The following is a 16,694-nucleotide window of genomic DNA, read 5'->3' on the forward strand; positions in this document are numbered from 1 at the left end:
TTTTACGTATCCCTACAGAACAGGGGCCAGCCATTGCGCGATCTTTTCTTCATTAACATGCCGCCGTTTCGCCATGTCCGCTACCTGATCTTTTCCGATTTTGCCGATCGTGAAATAACGGGCATCCGGATGGGCAAAATAAAAACCGGTAATGGACGCGGTAGGCAACATGGCATACGATTCCGTCAGGCTCATGCCGATTTCCTCGCAGCGCAATATTCTGAACAGATCGCTTTTGACGGTATGTTCGGGACAGGAAGGATAGCCGGGAGCCGGGCGGATACCGCTGTACAGTTCTTTCTGAAGCTGCTCGTTCGTAAAATGTTCGTTTGGCGCATATCCCCAGAGATCTTTCCTGACCAGTTCGTGCAAATATTCTGCCAGCGCTTCTACCAGACGGTCGGCCAACGCCTTCAGCATGATACTGTCATAATCGTTCCGGGCTGCATCGAATTCCTCAAGCCGCCGTTCAATCCCTATACCGGTGGTTACACCGAACATGCCGATGTAATCCCTGATGCCTGAGGATTTTGGCGCAATGAAATCGGCAAGACTTTGGTTGGGACGGGAAACACCGCCAACGACGGGTTTTTCCATTTGCTGCCTGACCCCATAGTAAGTGAACGCGACATTTGAACGCGTTTCGTCCGTGTAAATCTCAATATCGTCATCGTTGACGCTGTTGGCCGGCATCAGGGCAATGGTGGCGTTGGCGGTCAGCCATTTTCCCCTGATCAGTTTTTCCAGCATTTTCTGTCCGTCTTCAAAAACTTTTCTGGCTGTTTCACCGTGAGCGTTATCGTTCAGAATGTCCGGATAAGAACCCGGCAAATCCCAGACCCTGAAAAAGGGCGACCAGTCGATATAGCTTGTCAGCACAGACAAGTCGATATTCCGGAGAAATCGCTGCCCCAGATAAATCGGTTTTTTGGGCGCATTTGTTTCTTTAAACGATAATTTCGCCTTGTTTGCGCGAGCTTCTTCAATAGACAGCAGCTTCTTCGGTTTCTTTTGCGCATGAAGTTCGCGGATGTGTTCGTAATCGTCCGTCAGTACCTTGATGTATTTTTCGCGCATGCTGTCAGAAAGCAGGGCCTGGATAACTGTCACGGTACGGGATGCATCCGGAACCTGTACGACAGGACCCTCGTAATTCGGCGCGATCTTGATGGCCGTGTGCGTTTTGCTCGTGGTTGCCCCCCCAACGAAAAGCGGAATGCGGCGTGAGCGGAAATACTCGTCACGTTGCATTTCGCTGGCAACGTGCATCATTTCTTCCAGTGACGGGGTGATCAGACCGGAAAGACCGATAGCGTCGGCATTGACTTCCTTGGCTTTCGCCAGAATTTCCTCACATGGAACCATCACGCCCATATTGATGACTTCAAAGTTGTTGCATTGCAGGACAACCGCGACAATGTTCTTTCCAATATCGTGAACGTCGCCTTTTACTGTCGCGATGACAATCTTTCCTTTCGGCTGTGTATTGCCGCTCAGCCGCTTCTGTTCCTCGATATAGGGAACCAGATAGGCGACAGCCTGTTTCATCACGCGCGCCGATTTGACGACTTGCGGAAGAAACATCTTGCCTTGCCCGAAGAGATCGCCCACCGCATTCATGCCGTCCATCAAAGGCCCTTCGATCACTTCAATCGGTTGACCGCCTTTTTTCAGGATTTCCTGCAGAGCTTCATCGGTATCTTCGGTAATGAAGTCAGTCAGTCCATGAACGAAAGCGTAAGTCAGCCGTTTGCCCACCGGTTCCGTTCGCCACTGAAGATTGTCGCTTTCTTTTTTCGCGCCCGCCTGAAATGCATTGGCGACTTCAACAAGGCGTTCCGTCGCATCCGGCCGCCGGTTCAGTACCACATCTTCAACCCGCTCGCGCAAGGCTTCGGGAATTTCGTCATAGACGCCGATCATTCCGGCATTGACAATCCCCATCGTCATTCCGGCCGAGATGGCATGGTAGAGGAAAACCGTATGTATCGCTTCACGGGCGGGATTGTTCCCGCGCAGGCTGAAACTGACGTTGGAAACGCCGCCGCTTACTTTGGCATGAGGCAGATTGGCCTTTATCCAGCGGGTGGCCTCGATAAAATCGACGGCATAATTGTTGTGCTCGTCAATGCCGGTGGCGACAGCGAATATGTTGGGATCAAAAATAATGTCTTCTGCAGGAAAACCGATCGTATTGACCAGCAAGTCGTAAGCCCGCCGGCATATCGAAATTTTGCGTTCGTAGGTATCGGCTTGCCCCTGTTCATCGAAAGCCATGACAATCACGGCAGCACCGTAACGGCGGCACAGCTTTGCCTGACGCAGAAATTCGGCTTCCCCGGCTTTCAGCGAAATGGAGTTGACAATGGATTTGCCTTGCAGGCATTTCAGGCCGGTTTCGATAACTTCCCATTTCGAGGAATCGAGCATGACCGGAACGCGGGCAATTTCCGGTTCGGAAGCGATGAGATTCAGGAAGCGCCTCATGGCACTGACCGAATCCAGCATGGCTTCATCCATGTTGATATCGATAATCTGCGCACCGTTTTCAACCTGTTGTCTGGCGACAGCCAGCGCCTTGTCGTATTCCTCATTCAGAATCATCCGTGCGAATGCTTTGGAACCGGTTACATTCGTACGTTCGCCGACATTCACGAAAAGCGAATCCTCGTCGATTGTAAACGGTTCAAGACCGGACAGGCGCATGGCGGGCGGGATGGCGGGCAGTTTTCGCGGGGGCAATGGAGCCACCGCTTCGGCAATGGCGCGGATGTGATCGGGAGTCGTTCCGCAGCATCCGCCGACAACATTGATAAAACCGCTTTCGGCAAATTCTTTCAGAAATGCCGATGTGTCTTCCGGCAATTCATCGAATCCGGTTTCGCTCATCGGATTGGGCAATCCCGCATTGGGATAAATGCAGATATGCGTATCTGCAATCCGGGACAGTTCTTCCACGTAGGGCCTCATCAGTGCCGCCCCCAACGCGCAGTTCAGGCCGACAGTCAGCGGTCGCGCATGCCGGATCGAATGCCAGAAGGCCGTTACGGTCTGCCCGGACAGAATGCGGCCTGAAGCATCGGTGACGGTTCCCGAAATCATGATCGGGAGTTTCTTTCCTGCTGTTTCGAAAAAGGAATCGATCGCGAACAGGGCTGCCTTGCAATTCAGCGTATCGAATACCGTTTCAACCAGCAGCAGATCGACTCCGCCTTCAACCAGAGCGCGAACCTGTTCGGAATAAGCGGCTACGAGCTGGTCAAATGTAATATTGCGTGCGCCCGGATCATTGACGTCAGGTGAAATCGAGGCAGTGCGTGGTGTAGGGCCCATCGAGCCTGCGACAAAGCGGGGGCGGTCGGGAGTAGCGTATTTATCGCATATTTCCCGTGCGATTCTGGCCGATTGCACATTCATCTCATAAACGAGATGAGCCATGTGGTAGTCATCCTGGGCGATAGCGGTAGCGCCGAAAGTATTCGTCTCTATGACATCGGCTCCCGCTTTCAGATACGCTTCATGAATTGCAGAGATGATATGGGGCTGGGTCAACGACAATAACTCGTTGTTGCCCTTGACGAATAATTCCCGGTCACCCGCTGAGGCTGGAGGAACAAAATCCGCAAACCGACCGTCCGGGCCTCCACGATAGTCTTCTTCGGTCAGGCCATAACGCTGAATCATTGTCCCCATTGCGCCGTCCAGAACGAGAATACGGCGGGACATGATTTCACGAAGACGGTTTTCGGTTGAATTGATATCCATTTGAGTCATAGTGTAGGCAGGTGCAGTGTGTCGATCTTCGCCGGAATTCAGCTTTCGATTTAAAAAGGAACGAACAAGTTGAAAATTATACTGGAATCAAATAAGCCCGACGAATCGCCAGCTTCAGTTCGATTGCCGCAAACTGAAAACGGGAAAGGCCAGCCGTCTTTAAAACGCTTCCCGTTTTTCAATTGCAGGAGTAATACAACCGAGTTCGATTAAGGCGGCAAACCGCTAATCGGATTTGTGCTTCATCGTCGTGAATTTTTCTGTTTTTTATCGCTTGCCCGGGGCGCAATGCTTGAATAAAGCCTGTAGCGGTCTTTATGCCATATTTTTCCGACGATTTACGAAATGGCTCCGCTGTTTATCCACCTCCAATCTCGCCTCGCATTCATTGCGACAGCAATGGTTTTAACGCCGCATTTGTTACGGTATCGCTGGCGATTTTCCCGGATTTTCTGAAAATCCTTTGGAGCAGAACTTTCAGACATTACAGTGCTGACTTTGGCGGACTTATCGATGAATCTTTTCAAAGTCCGGCCCGTCCCCTTAAAGATTTTGCGGACCAATTTCTGCAAGAAACCTTTCCAGGGGCGGACAAAACCGTTTACTTCAGAGATTGCAGTTTCCTGTTTATATCGTCGGCATCGGCTGCCCCCGGAACGCGTGTTCCGTCGCTAAAGAAAATGGCCGGCGTTCCCCGGATGTTCAATTTCTGTCCAAGTGCGCGTATTTTTTCGTCAGGAAAAACGCATTCGTCTTTTGCCTTTGCCGGCCTTTTGTCGTTAATCATCCAGTCTTTCCAGGCCTGTGCGGGATTTTCGGAACACCATATATTTCTGGAAAGCTCAACGGACTTTTCAGACAAAATATTGAATGGATACACGTAGACCGTCACATCGTCCACATTCTGAAGATTGTATTCAAGCTGCTTGCAATAACGGCAATTCGGATCGGAGAAAACCGCCATCATTCCTTTGCCGTTTCCCTTGACGATCCGGATGGCCAGATCCTTGGGCAAGTCGGCAAAATCGACGATCGTGATTTGCCGGAGTTTTTCGTCGGTGTAATCCTTTTTTGTCTGAAGATCCAGGATTTTTCCGAGAAAAAGGTACTGTGCCTGTTTGTCCGTATAAACGAGATTGTCTCCGATTTGAACTTCATACAGGCCTGCATAAGGCGTTTTGACAATCGCGTCTTTTTTGACATCGACACCGAGATATTCCCTGAAGCGCTGTTGAATGTTGGCTTCAGGCGATGGCGCAGCAAACACAGCATGGCTGAAAGACAAAAGCAGAACCGGTAAAATGGATCGCAGAAGACGTGTAAACAGACTGTTCATGTTTGTTCCTCGAAAGATTTTTACCAAGGATAAGCGAACAGGAAAGCCTTGGCTATTGTTGCGGCAAGATACAGCTCACGAACTGAAGAAATCGCAATCTTATATAATGAAGAGCGAGAAGTTTGCCGTTTTTTTTGTTACAATGCACGCTTCGCTGATGTAGCTCAGTTGGTAGAGCAACTGATTCGTAATCAGTAGGTCGGAGGTTCGACTCCTCTCATCAGCACCAAAAAATTATTTCAGGCCGTCCCAAGAAGTACATTAACCCACGTATTTTCAATGATTTACGTGGGTTTTTTTGTATCTGTCGTCCGCGAAAGTCCGATTCCGTCCGTTGACATCCACTGTTTTTAGGGGCAACAACAGGGGCAGATTTATAACATATTGTTCAAACAACTTGCCCCTAAAATGCCAAGAAGAACAAAGCCGCTTTCAGCCACTCAAATAAAAAATGCTAAGCCAGGAGAAAAGCCTTGTACGCTTTTTGATGGAGGGAGCTTGTTTTTAGAGGTTGTGTCAGTCGGTTTGGTGAATCTTATCAGCGCGCCCCGAAATGCCAAAGTTCAAAAATGTCCATTTTCAAAAAATCTGACGGAAGCAACTCACTTAAAAAGTGTATTGAAAAACGGCTGCGTCCTTGCATTGGTGAGCGTGAAATCTCTATTTTCGATGGGGCATTTGCAGAAAATCCTCATGAATGGACACAGCTTTCCAAATTGCGCGCGAGTTATGGCAAAGATGATAGCGAAATGGATGGTACTGAATAAAAAGTCGTAGCAAAATCAGATCTGGCAGGTATCGGCTTCATCTGGTAGCTTGCCGGTCAGCTATCAAATACTTCAGATTAAAATCTGAACTACTTTCTATTCTTCCAAGGGGTAAGTTTCATCGTAAATTTCCCTTAAATTCTTTCCGTTAAAGGTCCAGTAACCAGTCGGTTGGATACTATGATTGAGTCCGAGTAATTGTCGAGTCACTGCCGTTAAAGACTGCTCTTTGCCTTCAAAAAGTACCTTCTTTTCACCGGTGACGGTCACTTCGATAGTCGGATCTTTTATGTATGTCAGTTTCATTCCCGATTCAATACCCATTTCCTTGTAATTGAGCGGCGGGCGACGGGATTGTTTTGCTTTTTCCTTGGCAGCCTTATCGTCGCTGGTCAGATCGTCATCAATTTCAAGAGTCACTTCATCAGTAATATCTTCACGATGAAAAAGTTCCAGAATAGCCATCGCCTGTTCCGGTTTGATCTGGAAAAACTCTCGATTGACATTGATGCGGTTCGGCGCGAATGCTGTATGCAGAGCTTTCTCAATCTTGGCACAGTCAGACGGCTTCACTTTGCAAGCATATTGGCATTCAAATGGAACAGGAACGCCAGTTCCATAAAGTTCCTTCATGCGAGCATCGATGTTTTCGCGCGTTGTCATGCCGATCTTGACCAAGCCGGGCATAACCGAATTAGTCAGCACATAAACAATGCCATAATTAGGTTTTTTATTCATGATCTTGTCTGGATTTGATGGCGCACTTTGAAGCAATACGGGTCTTGAATGAAGCTGATCTTTCTATTGTAGTCGGAAAAAAACGTTTATTCATGGCATGAGCCTTTTTTCAGGATTTTCTTTCTCTTCACGCCACATATTTGAGATACTTGGTCAATCTCAACACATTTGGGTTAATGGCTGATTCCCGAGGGAAACGCAAATCACCAGCAAGATGGGAAAGTTATGTCGGAAGAACAGAAAAGACTGCTGCAACAACAGTTATGGAACATTGCCAACACCTTGCGTGGCAAAATGAATGCCGATGAATTCAGGGACTATATCCTTGGATTCATATTCTACAAATACCTGTCCGAAAAAGTCGAAACCTATGCCAACAAGGCGCTGGAACCCGATAATAAAGTCTTTGCAGAACTCGACGAAACAAAACCGGAAGACAAAGCATATATCGATGCCATCAGAGAAGAAGCCGTCGAAGATATCGGTTACTTTTTGAAACCTTCCGAACTGTTCCACGTCATTGCCCAAAAAGGAAACAAGAAAACCGACAACTATATTCTCGTTGACTTGATAGGCATTCTCAAAAACATCGAACAAAGTACGATGGGGCATGATAGTGCTGACGATTTTATCAATCTTTTTGAAGATATCGATCTTACATCCAGCAAATTGGGCAGATCCAACACGGATAAGAATGCCTTGATTGCCAGAGTATTGGCACACCTTGATGCAATCGATTTCGACTTGTCCAATACCGAAACCGATGTACTGGGCGACGCTTATGAATACCTGATTGGAGAATTCGCCAGCGGAGCGGGTAAAAAGGCAGGTGAATTTTACACACCTCAACCTGTTTCCACCCTATTGGCAAAACTGGTGACCTGCCATCGCAAAAAACTGCGCAATGTATACGATCCAACCTGTGGCAGTGGCTCATTACTCTTGCGCGTTAAACGGGAAGCCGAGTCTGTTGGCCGGATATATGGACAGGAACTGAACCGAACCACTTATAACCTGGCACGTATGAACATGATCCTGCATGATGTGCATTACAGCGACTTCGACATCCGGCAAGAAGATACCCTTGAACGTCCACAGCACCGCGATTTGCGATTTGATGCCATCGTCGCCAATCCGCCTTTCTCTGCACAGTGGAGTGCCAACCCGTTATTCATGAATGACGAACGTTTCAGTGTGTACGGCAAACTGGCGCCAGCAAGCAAAGCCGACCTGGCATTCGTCGAACACATGATCTATCAGTTGTCGGAAGAAGGAACAATGGCCGTCGTTATGCCGCATGGTGTCCTCTTCAGAGGATCATCAGAAGCACATATCCGGCGGCATATCATCGAAAAAATGAACTATCTCGATGCCGTTATCGGATTGCCGTCTAATATTTTTTACGGAACCAGTATTCCTACTTGCATACTTGTTCTTAAAAAATGCCGAAAACATCCGGACAATATCCTGTTCATCGACGCCAGCCAGCATTTTGAAAAAGTCAAAACCCAGAATTTCCTGAGGAGTGAAGACATCGAGCGGATAGTCAATGCCTATGCAGAAAGGAAAAACATCGACAAATTCGCTCATGTCGCTACGCTAAAGGAAATCGAAGAAAACGACTACAACCTGAATATACCCCGTTACGTTGATACCTTTGAAAAGGAAGAAGAAATCGACATTGCCGCTGTAGCCAAAGAACTGGCAGCACTGGAAACCGACATGGCAAAAACGGATGCGACCATTGCCGGGTTCTGCAAAGAGCTGGGTATAGATGTTCCTTTCGCTATAGAGGGGGATAAATGATGGCTGTGCCGAAGCTACGGTTCAAGGATGAGCATGGGGAAGAGTTTCTGGGGTGGGAAGAAAAAAAACTAGGAGATGTGTGTGTTACTTTTTCTGGAGGTACACCTTCTGTAACAAATTCTACCTACTACAATGGATGTATACCTTTCATAAAATCAGGAGAGATAAATAAAAGCTATACAGAAGCATTCTTAACTGAAAAGGGATTAAAAAATTCCTCTGCAAAGCTTGTAAAAAAGGGTGATCTTTTGTATGCACTATATGGTGCTACAAGTGGAGAATCAGGTATTTCCAAGATAAACGGAGCCATTAATCAAGCAATTTTATGTATTAAGTCTGATATTTTAGATTTAAAGTATCTCAAAAATTTATTATGTTTTAATAAAAATAGAATTACCGGAATGTATCTTCAGGGAGGACAAGGAAATTTATCCGCAGAAATTATAAAATCTCTAAAATTTTATTTTCCATCTTCTCCCGAGCAAACCAAAATCGCCAATTTCCTCTCAGCGATTGACGAAAAAATTTCGCATATCAATAAAAAACTGGATTTGCTGAAGCAGTACAAAAAAGGCATGATGCAGAAAATTTTCAATCAGGATATTCGATTCAAGGATGAGAATGGGGAAGAGTTTCCTGAGTGGGAGGAAAAAGAATTCAACAATGTATTCTCCACTATACCATCTAAAAAATATCAAATTTTTAGCACAGAGATTAATGAAGTTGGGCAATTTCCTGTGCTTGACCAGTCTCAAGCATTAATTGCTGGATATAGTGATCAGCAGGATAAAGTATGTCATATTTCTCCTATTATAGTTTTTGGTGATCATACAACTGTTGTTAAGTATTTTGAAAAACCTTTCATTGTAGGTGCGGACGGTACAAAATTACTCTTCTGTCATAATGGAATAACTAAATTTTTCTTGTATGTAATTGAGTTTGATCCCGTGATCCCGGAAGGATATAAAAGACATTTTTCTCTTTTAAGGGAAAAAAATTTCCCCTTCCCTTGTATTGAAGAACAAACCAAAATCGCCAACTTCCTCTCAGCCATCGACGAAAAAATCGCCCTTGTTGAAAAACAGCTTGCATCGACTAGAGAATACAAGAAAGGTTTGATGCAACAACTTTTTATTTAATGCCATGTCCATTCAATCAGAAGCCGCGCTCGAAAAATTATTGATCGAACAATTACAAGGCTTGGAATACGAGTTCGTTAAAATCGGCGATGAAGCTGATATGCTCGCCAACCTCAAGAAACAGCTGGAAATCCATAACGAGTTGACTGACGCTCCCTTGAGTGAAGATGAATTCACTCAGATCAAGCATTATCTCAATAACGGTGGCATATTCGAGCGTGCAGGACTCTTGAGAAATATTTGCAATCTGAAACGCGACGACGGTAGTACAAGGGAAATTCGTTTTCTGAACCAGGAAGCATGGTGTAAAAATGAATTTCAGGTGGCGAATCAAATCACCATGGAAGGTGAATACGAAAACCGGTATGACGTGACTATCCTGATCAATGGATTACCCCTTGTCCAGATAGAACTGAAAAGAAAAGATACTGAATTAAAAGTCGCCTTCGATCAAATCAATCGTTACCGATATCACTCTTATGACGCGGGTATCGGACTGTTTCAGTATGTTCAGATATTCATCATCAGCAATGGTAACGAAACCAAATACTTTGCCAACAATCCCGGGCAATCCTTTGACTTCACCTTCTACTGGTCAGACGAAAATAACAAGCGCATTACCTCTCTTCAGGAATTTACCGATACTTTCCTGAGGCCGTGCCACATTGTCAAAATGATTGCGAAATACATTATCTTGGCGCAAGAGTATAAAGAAGAGTCAGAGGTAGGCCTGAAGAGGAAAAAAGGCAAAACAGCAGCCCAAGCCATCAAGAGAGAAGTCACTAAACGCTATCTTGTTATCCTCCGCCCATATCAGTATTACGCTGTTGAAGCTATTGTCAATAAAGTCAAAAACTGCAATGACAACGGTTATATCTGGCATACGACCGGTTCAGGAAAAACCCTGACCTCCTTTAAAGCCAGCCAGATTATCGATACGTTGGAAAACGTCGAAAAAGTTCTTTTTGTCGTGGACAGAAAAGATCTGGATAACCAGACAGCTGAAGCATTCAACCAGTATCAGGAAGGAAGTGTCGACGGTACAAGCAATACCAAAGCGTTGATAAAACAGTTGGCCGACAGTGCTATAGACAAGAGCAGTACCAAGCTGATCGTCACTACCATACAAAAACTGAATAATGCGGTTATGCAACCGAAATTCAGCAAACAGATCGAGCATTTGAAGAATAAAAAAGTCGTCTTCATTTTCGATGAATGTCATCGAAGCCAGTTTGGCGAAACCCATCAGAATATCAAAAAATTCTTCAACAAGGCCCAGATGTTCGGATTTACAGGTACGCCTATTTTTGCCGACAATGCCTCATCAGGTATGGGAATCCAGAAGGCGCTTAAAGAAGGCACGCTCCTGACAGATGGAACAGAGATAAAAAAGACAACCAAAGCCTTGTTCGGTGAATGCCTGCATCGCTACATCATTACCGATGCCATTCGAGACGGAAATGTTTTACCGTTTTCCGTGGAATATATCGGACAATACAAACAAAATGGGACTGGGACAACGCTCGATATCCAGGTGGAAGATATCGACACCGAAGAGTTATTTGAGAGTGAAGATCGGCTCAGAAAAATTACTCGATACATTCTGAGCAATCACGATGCTAAAACAAAGCAGAGACAATTCACAGCCATGTTCTGCGTAAGTGGAGTTAAAACACTCATCAAATATTACGACCTGTTCAAGGAAGAGCAGGCAAAATTGGGAACAGACCTCACCATTGCCACGATCTTCAGTTATGCCCCCAATGAAGAAGACCCCAATGCACATGGATTCGACATCGGAGCCATACCGGATGAAGAGCTGGAAGTCGATAGCAAAAAAATGTCCCCCTTCAGTCGCGACAGACTGGAAGAATTCATCGGTGACTATAATGCCCGGTTCGGTACCAGCTATACGACCAAGGATAGTGATAGTTTTTATAACTATTACAAGAACATCAGTGACCGTACCAGAAATGGGGAAATTGACATCCTTTTAGTCGTCAACATGTTTCTGACCGGATTCGACAGCAAAAGATTGAACACTCTCTATGTCGACAAAAATCTCAAATATCATGGATTGATACAGGCATATTCACGCACCAATAGAATCATCAATATCCATAAATCTCATGGACAGATTGTTTGTTTCAGAAATTTGAAAAAACAGACTGACGATGCCATTGCTCTATTCGCCAGTAAAGATGCCAAAGAAGTCGTTTTATTGGAGCCATACGGTCACTATGTCAAGAAATTTAATGAGGGCGTGACCAGGTTGTTAGAGATCGTCCCGGATGTTAATGTCGTACTTGAAGACGAAAATGAGCAACTCGAATTCGTCAAACGCTTCCGCGAACTGCTGCGTCTTTACAATATCTTGAAGAGCTTTTGTGATTTTCAGGAAAACGATCTTTTGCTGACAGAGCAGCAAATGGCTGAGTACATGGGAAAAGTCAGAAATCTTCAATACAGCATTTCCAAGCAAACAGGAAAACAAAAAGTGTCCATATTGAAAGATGTGGATTTTTTCCTGGATGTGATGCACAGCGATGAAATCAATGTATCGTACATTCTGAGGAAGTGCTTTGAATTGAAGAAAACCCCAGAAGACAAGATTGATAAAAAGCGCAAGGAAATTCAAAATCTGCTGAATACGAGTCCCTCTCTACATTCCAAACGTGAATTGATCGAAAAATTCATTGAGGAAAACCTTCCGAAAATATCCAGCGGCGACAGTATAGAAGCCTTGTTTGCCGACTTCAGGAATAAAGAAGCAGCAGCTGCCTTGCGAAAATTGTGCGAGGAAGAAAAACTGGCGCAGGAAAAACTGGAAAAAATAATTCAGGGATACGTTTTTGCGGGGCGTTTCCCAAAGAGTACAGATATCAAAGATGCGTTTACCGTGAAGGTGAGTATTTTGAAGATGAAGACGGTAATGGACACAGTTACACAAAAGATTAAGAATTTTATTAGTACATATGTGGATGGGTTTGAGGGATGAATATTTGCCGTAGAGTAGGTGTAAACCAACGAGGAAGAAGTAAATTTTGAAGGATGGTTGCAAGATAGACCGTGTTAATGTCCATTAAATCTATCTCGATAGAAGAGAAATAAAATTCTACCGGGGCAATTTTTTGGGCAGAATTTATATTGTATTTTATAACCTGTTGTTTCATGTATCGACTTCTCCCCTCACCAAAGAATTAATTCAGGCCGTCTAAAGAAGTACATTAACCCACGTAATTTCAATGATTTACGTGGTTTTTTTGTGTTTGCCGTTCCAGGTTTCCCGGCAAAAAGACATTAACCGCCAGCATTCAACTGTTTTTGTATCCAGGTCATGACTACGGCTACGACATACTCCTGTTGCTGTTGCGTCAATGCTGCACCGGATTCAATATGGTGCCATTTCCGCAGGCAGTTGCGGCAACAGGTCCCGGTTGCATGCTGTGCAAGGAATACAGGGTGGCCTCGCATAGGCGTTTGCTTCCCGTCGTTTGGAATGAAAGCCGCTGAAAGACGGGTGCGGATGAAGTCTCGCGCATGTTGGGTTATTGTTTCCATCCCTTTGTCACGGATGTACTGGCGTTCTTTGATACCGAGGCGGAAACTGTTCCGGAAACGGGAAGTGGAAAGCGCCATGAGGCGTTCCTGAACCGTCTCCCGTTCTTCCAGAGAGGATACCGGACAAGCCTGTATTCCGGCGGCGGCTTGCTGGTCAGACAGCCTGGAAGAGGACGGGACGCAAGGGGCAGCGCGCGAAGAACCGGGCTGTTCTTCCTTTTCCCAGAAATCCAGTTGTTTGCATTCCCTACGGTTTTTGCGTGGAGGAGCCATGGACTTTATGGCAACGGTACGTTTTGTAAGCGGTTTTTCAGTTTTGATTTGCAAATGAAGATACAGGTTTCCAAGTATAATTCCAAATTTGGCCGATAGCGCATCCTGCATTTTTCAATCCGTTTGCAGGGATTACCCTGTCGGTTTCAACCGTTTTTTCGAGTGTGGTATGGCTAAACAGGCGCAGGAAAGAGTTTGTCTGGATTGTGGGGAGTCTTTCAAAGGCAATCCGCGAGCCCGGTATTGTCCGAAATGCCGGGAATTCCGCAGAGAAGGAATCCGTTATCAGGAAGCGAAAACGAGAGGGCCGGGGCCGATCAAGCGTCTGGTTGCACGGATAGAACCGATCAAGAAGTATCTTTCTTTCTGGCGTCTGGTTATTCTGAATGTCGTGTTTTTGCTGATTGGCTTTTCATGCGTCTGGTATTTGCATAGCCTGCCTTTCAGTATCGAAACGCAGCAAAAGATCGAGGCTTTTGCGCCTTCCAACCTGGCGTTGACGGTTCTGCTTGTCTGGGGAAGCGCCATGCGGCTTTTCTACTGGTATAAGGAAAACAGGTCGGCGGATAATCCGACATACTGGCGGGACAATTACTGGAAACAACTCGCAGCATGGCTTGCCGGAATAGTATTTACCGAATTCTGGGCCATGATCTTTCTAGTGCTCTGATTTTCCCGTTTTCAATCGGACGGCTGATGGTATGCCATCAGCCGTTTTTTTATGGTCTGTCACGGAACCGTCATATCGCATTCCTAACATGGCTTCGTTTACCGGTTCGTTCATCCGAACGGATTCAAGGAAGGAGCGCAAGCCATGATTCAACTGGAAAATGTTTCTGTCAAATATGGGGATGCTATTGCATTGCATCCCTTGTCTCTGAAAATCAATGAAGGTCAATTTACTGTTCTGCTGGGTTCGTCCGGTGCCGGAAAGTCGACTTTTTTGAGATGCCTCAATCTGATGAACAATCTGGATAGCGGGCATGTCCGGGTTTCAGGCTTTAATGGAAACTGGAACAGGCAAAAGCTGCAAAGGCTTCGTCGCGAGACCGGAATGATCTTTCAACAGCATCAGCTGATAGTCAGGCAGACCGCTCTTCAAAACGTTTTGATGGGCCGGCTCGGCTATCACTCTGTGCTCCGGTCGCTTTTCCCGTTATCGAAAACCGAACAGGAACTGGGTTTGCAGAGCCTGAAACGTGTCGGACTGCTTGACAAGGCCTTGTGCCGGGTAGACCGGTTGAGCGGTGGCCAACAACAGCGCGTGGGTATTGCGCGTGTGCTGGTTCAGCAACCCAAAACGATTCTGGCCGATGAACCGGTTGCCAGTCTTGATCCGGCAACGGCAGACGAAGTGCTGAGCCTGATTCATTCGATCTCGCAGGAAGGCGGCATTTCCGCCGTGGTCAGCCTGCATCAGGTCGATCTGGCCCGGAAATATGCCGACCGGATTATCGGTCTGGCAGGCGGGCGCATTGTTTTCGATGGCCGCCCGGAAGAATTGACCGAGGCGAAAGTGGATGAGCTCTATCGGAACAGGCGTTCCGAACCGAAAACGGAAGTGTCCGGCCGCTTATTGAATTTACCTGTCCCATTGGCAAGTTAAGGAGTTATCGTGAAAAAGTGTATTTCTTTGTGTTGTCTGGTTTTGTTTTCGCTGTTGTCTGTCACCGCATATGCCGCGAATCCCGATCCTTCGACGTTGAAAGTGGCCTTGCTGCCCGATGAAAACGCGGCAACGATCATCAAGAAAAACCGTCCTCTTCAGGAATATCTTGAAAAGAAACTGGACAAGAAGGTCGAGCTGGTTGTGACGACCGATTATTCGTCAATGATCGAAGCCATGCGTCATGGCCGTCTCGATCTGGCTTATTTCGGCCCGCTTTCGTATGTTCTGGCCAAACAGAAAAGCGATATCGAGCCGTTTGCCGCTATCAGACAGAAAGGAAAAACCACCTATCAGGCTGTCCTCATTGCCAATACGGCTGCCGGTATTGACAAAATTGGCGATATAGCCGGAAAAGACGTCGCTTTCGGCGACAAGGCATCCACTTCAAGCCATCTGATTCCGAAATCAATGCTGGCGGAGAAAAATCTGTTTGCGGGAAAAAATTACCGGGAACATTTTGTCGGAGCACACGATGCAGTCGCCATGTCGGTTCAGAACGGTCATGCGCAGGCGGGCGGATTGAGCAAGCCTATCTTCGAAACGCTCGTCCAGCGAGGCATGATCAACCCTGAAAAAGTCAAGCTTGTCGCCGAGTCGAAACCTTTTCCGCAATATCCCTGGACAATGCGTTCTGATCTGGATCCTAAACTGAAGCAGAAAATCAGGGCGGCGTTTGTGGAAATAGACGATCCCGCCATTCTGAAGCCGTTCAAGGCCGAAGGCTTCGGCAGGGTTACGGACAAGGATTACGATGTGGTCAGGAACCTGGGCGGTCTGTTGAAGCTGGATTTTTCCAAATTCTGATCAGTGAGAATACATATGTCTTCGTCCATCGAATTTGCCCCTTTCCTGAGAGCGAGACGTCGTGCCTGGAACACGTCTCTGGCAACAGTTGCGATACTGGCAATCGTGATCGCCGGATGTTGCTACTATGCCGGTCTGTTTGACATGGAACGCCTTGTCGAGGGCGTTCCCAGTCTGGCCAGTCTGGTGTCAGAAATGTTTCCGCCGGATTTTTCACAGTTGAACAACTGGATCAAGCCTGTTTCTGATACCTTGGCCATGAGTGTCGCCGGAACGGCAATCGCGGTCATCCTGTCGGTTCCACTGGCTGTGCTGGCAGCCCGAAACACCAGTCCGCATCCTCTGGTTTTTCACTTTTTCCGGGGGGTGCTAAATGGGCTGCGTTCGATTCCCGAACTCATCATGGGCATCGTATTTGTGGCGGCTGTCGGATTCGGCGCTTTGCCGGGGGTGCTCGCGCTGGCTTTCCATTCTGTTGGGATGGTCGCCAAGTTTTTTGCGGAATCCATTGAACATGTCGATCCCGCTCCGGTAGAAGCGGCCAGAGCGGCCGGATGTTCCCCGTTACAGGTCATTCTTCACGGAATTTTCCCGCAAGTATTTTCGCAAATGGCCGATACAGCCATTTATCGCTGGGAATACAATTTCCGGGCTTCGACTGTCATGGGCATGGTCGGCGCCGGCGGAATCGGTTTCGAACTGATCGGTTCCTTGCGGATCATGCAATATCAGGAAGTATCGGCCATTCTTGTCGTCATTTTGCTGATGGTGACCGCTGTCGATGCGCTCGGTTCGTGGCTTCGTAAAAAAACCCAATAAGAAATTCA

Annotated in this window: 12 protein-coding genes and 1 tRNA gene; 9 read left to right on the plus strand and 4 right to left on the minus strand. The window is 46.6% G+C overall.

All coding sequences use genetic code 11. The annotated features are described in order from the left end of the window. Positions 1 to 12: 12 nt before the first annotated feature. Together metH and OFAG_RS00440 are read right to left on the minus strand one after the other, a co-directional pair. Positions 13 to 3,774, minus strand: coding sequence for a methionine synthase (metH, locus tag OFAG_RS00430; RefSeq protein WP_005878412.1), 3,762 nt, complete (start codon positions 3,772 to 3,774; stop codon positions 13 to 15). Positions 3,775 to 4,375: 601 nt separating this feature from the next. Beyond that, on the minus strand, positions 4,376 to 5,110 hold the full coding sequence (locus OFAG_RS00440; protein ID WP_005878409.1) for a DsbC family protein: 735 nt from the start codon (positions 5,108 to 5,110) through the stop codon (positions 4,376 to 4,378). A 153-nt stretch (positions 5,111 to 5,263) separates the two neighbouring features. Between OFAG_RS00440 and OFAG_RS00445 the strand changes: the two genes are divergently transcribed. Continuing rightward, positions 5,264 to 5,339 (plus strand) — tRNA-Thr (locus tag OFAG_RS00445). Positions 5,340 to 5,494: 155 nt separating this feature from the next. Beyond that, positions 5,495 to 5,887 carry a hypothetical protein gene (locus tag OFAG_RS13600; protein ID WP_155979175.1) on the plus strand — a complete coding sequence of 131 codons (393 nt, stop codon included), beginning with the start codon at positions 5,495 to 5,497 and terminating at the stop codon, positions 5,885 to 5,887. A gap of 86 nt (positions 5,888 to 5,973) precedes the next feature. Here OFAG_RS13600 and OFAG_RS00455 read toward each other — a convergent pair whose 3' ends face one another. Next, positions 5,974 to 6,615 carry a GIY-YIG nuclease family protein gene (locus OFAG_RS00455; protein ID WP_005878405.1) on the minus strand — a complete coding sequence of 214 codons (642 nt, stop codon included), beginning with the start codon at positions 6,613 to 6,615 and terminating at the stop codon, positions 5,974 to 5,976. 225 nt (positions 6,616 to 6,840) lie between these two features. On the opposite strand from OFAG_RS00455, the gene OFAG_RS00460 reads away from it, so the two are divergent. Genes OFAG_RS00460 through OFAG_RS00470 form a run of 3 tightly spaced genes read left to right on the plus strand, consistent with a single transcriptional unit; the run spans position 6,841 to position 12,558 of the window. Next, complete coding sequence (locus OFAG_RS00460; protein WP_005878403.1) at positions 6,841 to 8,421, plus strand: type I restriction-modification system subunit M; 1,581 nt, start codon at positions 6,841 to 6,843, stop codon at positions 8,419 to 8,421. Beyond that, on the plus strand, positions 8,418 to 9,560 hold the full coding sequence (locus OFAG_RS14040) for a restriction endonuclease subunit S (protein WP_005878402.1): 1,143 nt from the start codon (positions 8,418 to 8,420) through the stop codon (positions 9,558 to 9,560). Before OFAG_RS00460 ends, OFAG_RS14040 begins: the two co-directional genes overlap by 4 nt. A gap of 4 nt (positions 9,561 to 9,564) precedes the next feature. Further along, entirely contained in the window at positions 9,565 to 12,558 is a 2,994-nt protein-coding gene (locus OFAG_RS00470; RefSeq protein ID WP_020994665.1) for a type I restriction endonuclease subunit R, read from the plus strand. 302 nt (positions 12,559 to 12,860) lie between these two features. Here OFAG_RS00470 and OFAG_RS14245 read toward each other — a convergent pair whose 3' ends face one another. Next, positions 12,861 to 13,448, minus strand: a complete 588-nt coding sequence (locus tag OFAG_RS14245; RefSeq protein WP_231371641.1) for a DUF4186 domain-containing protein — start codon at positions 13,446 to 13,448, stop codon at positions 12,861 to 12,863. Positions 13,449 to 13,563: 115 nt separating this feature from the next. On the opposite strand from OFAG_RS14245, the gene OFAG_RS00480 reads away from it, so the two are divergent. From OFAG_RS00480 to phnE, 4 genes are all read left to right on the plus strand, one after another. Further along, positions 13,564 to 14,064, plus strand: coding sequence for a hypothetical protein (locus tag OFAG_RS00480; protein WP_020994668.1), 501 nt, complete (start codon positions 13,564 to 13,566; stop codon positions 14,062 to 14,064). A 144-nt stretch (positions 14,065 to 14,208) separates the two neighbouring features. Continuing rightward, complete coding sequence (gene phnC / locus OFAG_RS00485) at positions 14,209 to 15,000, plus strand: phosphonate ABC transporter ATP-binding protein (protein WP_005878393.1); 792 nt, start codon at positions 14,209 to 14,211, stop codon at positions 14,998 to 15,000. Between the two features lie 9 nt (positions 15,001 to 15,009). After that, positions 15,010 to 15,867 carry a phosphate/phosphite/phosphonate ABC transporter substrate-binding protein gene (gene phnD, locus OFAG_RS00490; protein WP_005878390.1) on the plus strand — a complete coding sequence of 286 codons (858 nt, stop codon included), beginning with the start codon at positions 15,010 to 15,012 and terminating at the stop codon, positions 15,865 to 15,867. A gap of 15 nt (positions 15,868 to 15,882) precedes the next feature. Beyond that, a complete protein-coding gene (gene phnE, locus OFAG_RS00495) occupies positions 15,883 to 16,686 on the plus strand; it encodes a phosphonate ABC transporter, permease protein PhnE (RefSeq protein WP_005878388.1) in 804 nt (267 codons plus the stop codon). The last annotated feature ends 8 nt before the right edge of the window (positions 16,687 to 16,694 follow it).

The sequence above is a fragment of the Oxalobacter paraformigenes genome (assembly GCF_000158475.2).
In the GTDB taxonomy this organism is placed as follows: Bacteria; Pseudomonadota; Gammaproteobacteria; order Burkholderiales; family Burkholderiaceae_D; genus Oxalobacter; species Oxalobacter paraformigenes.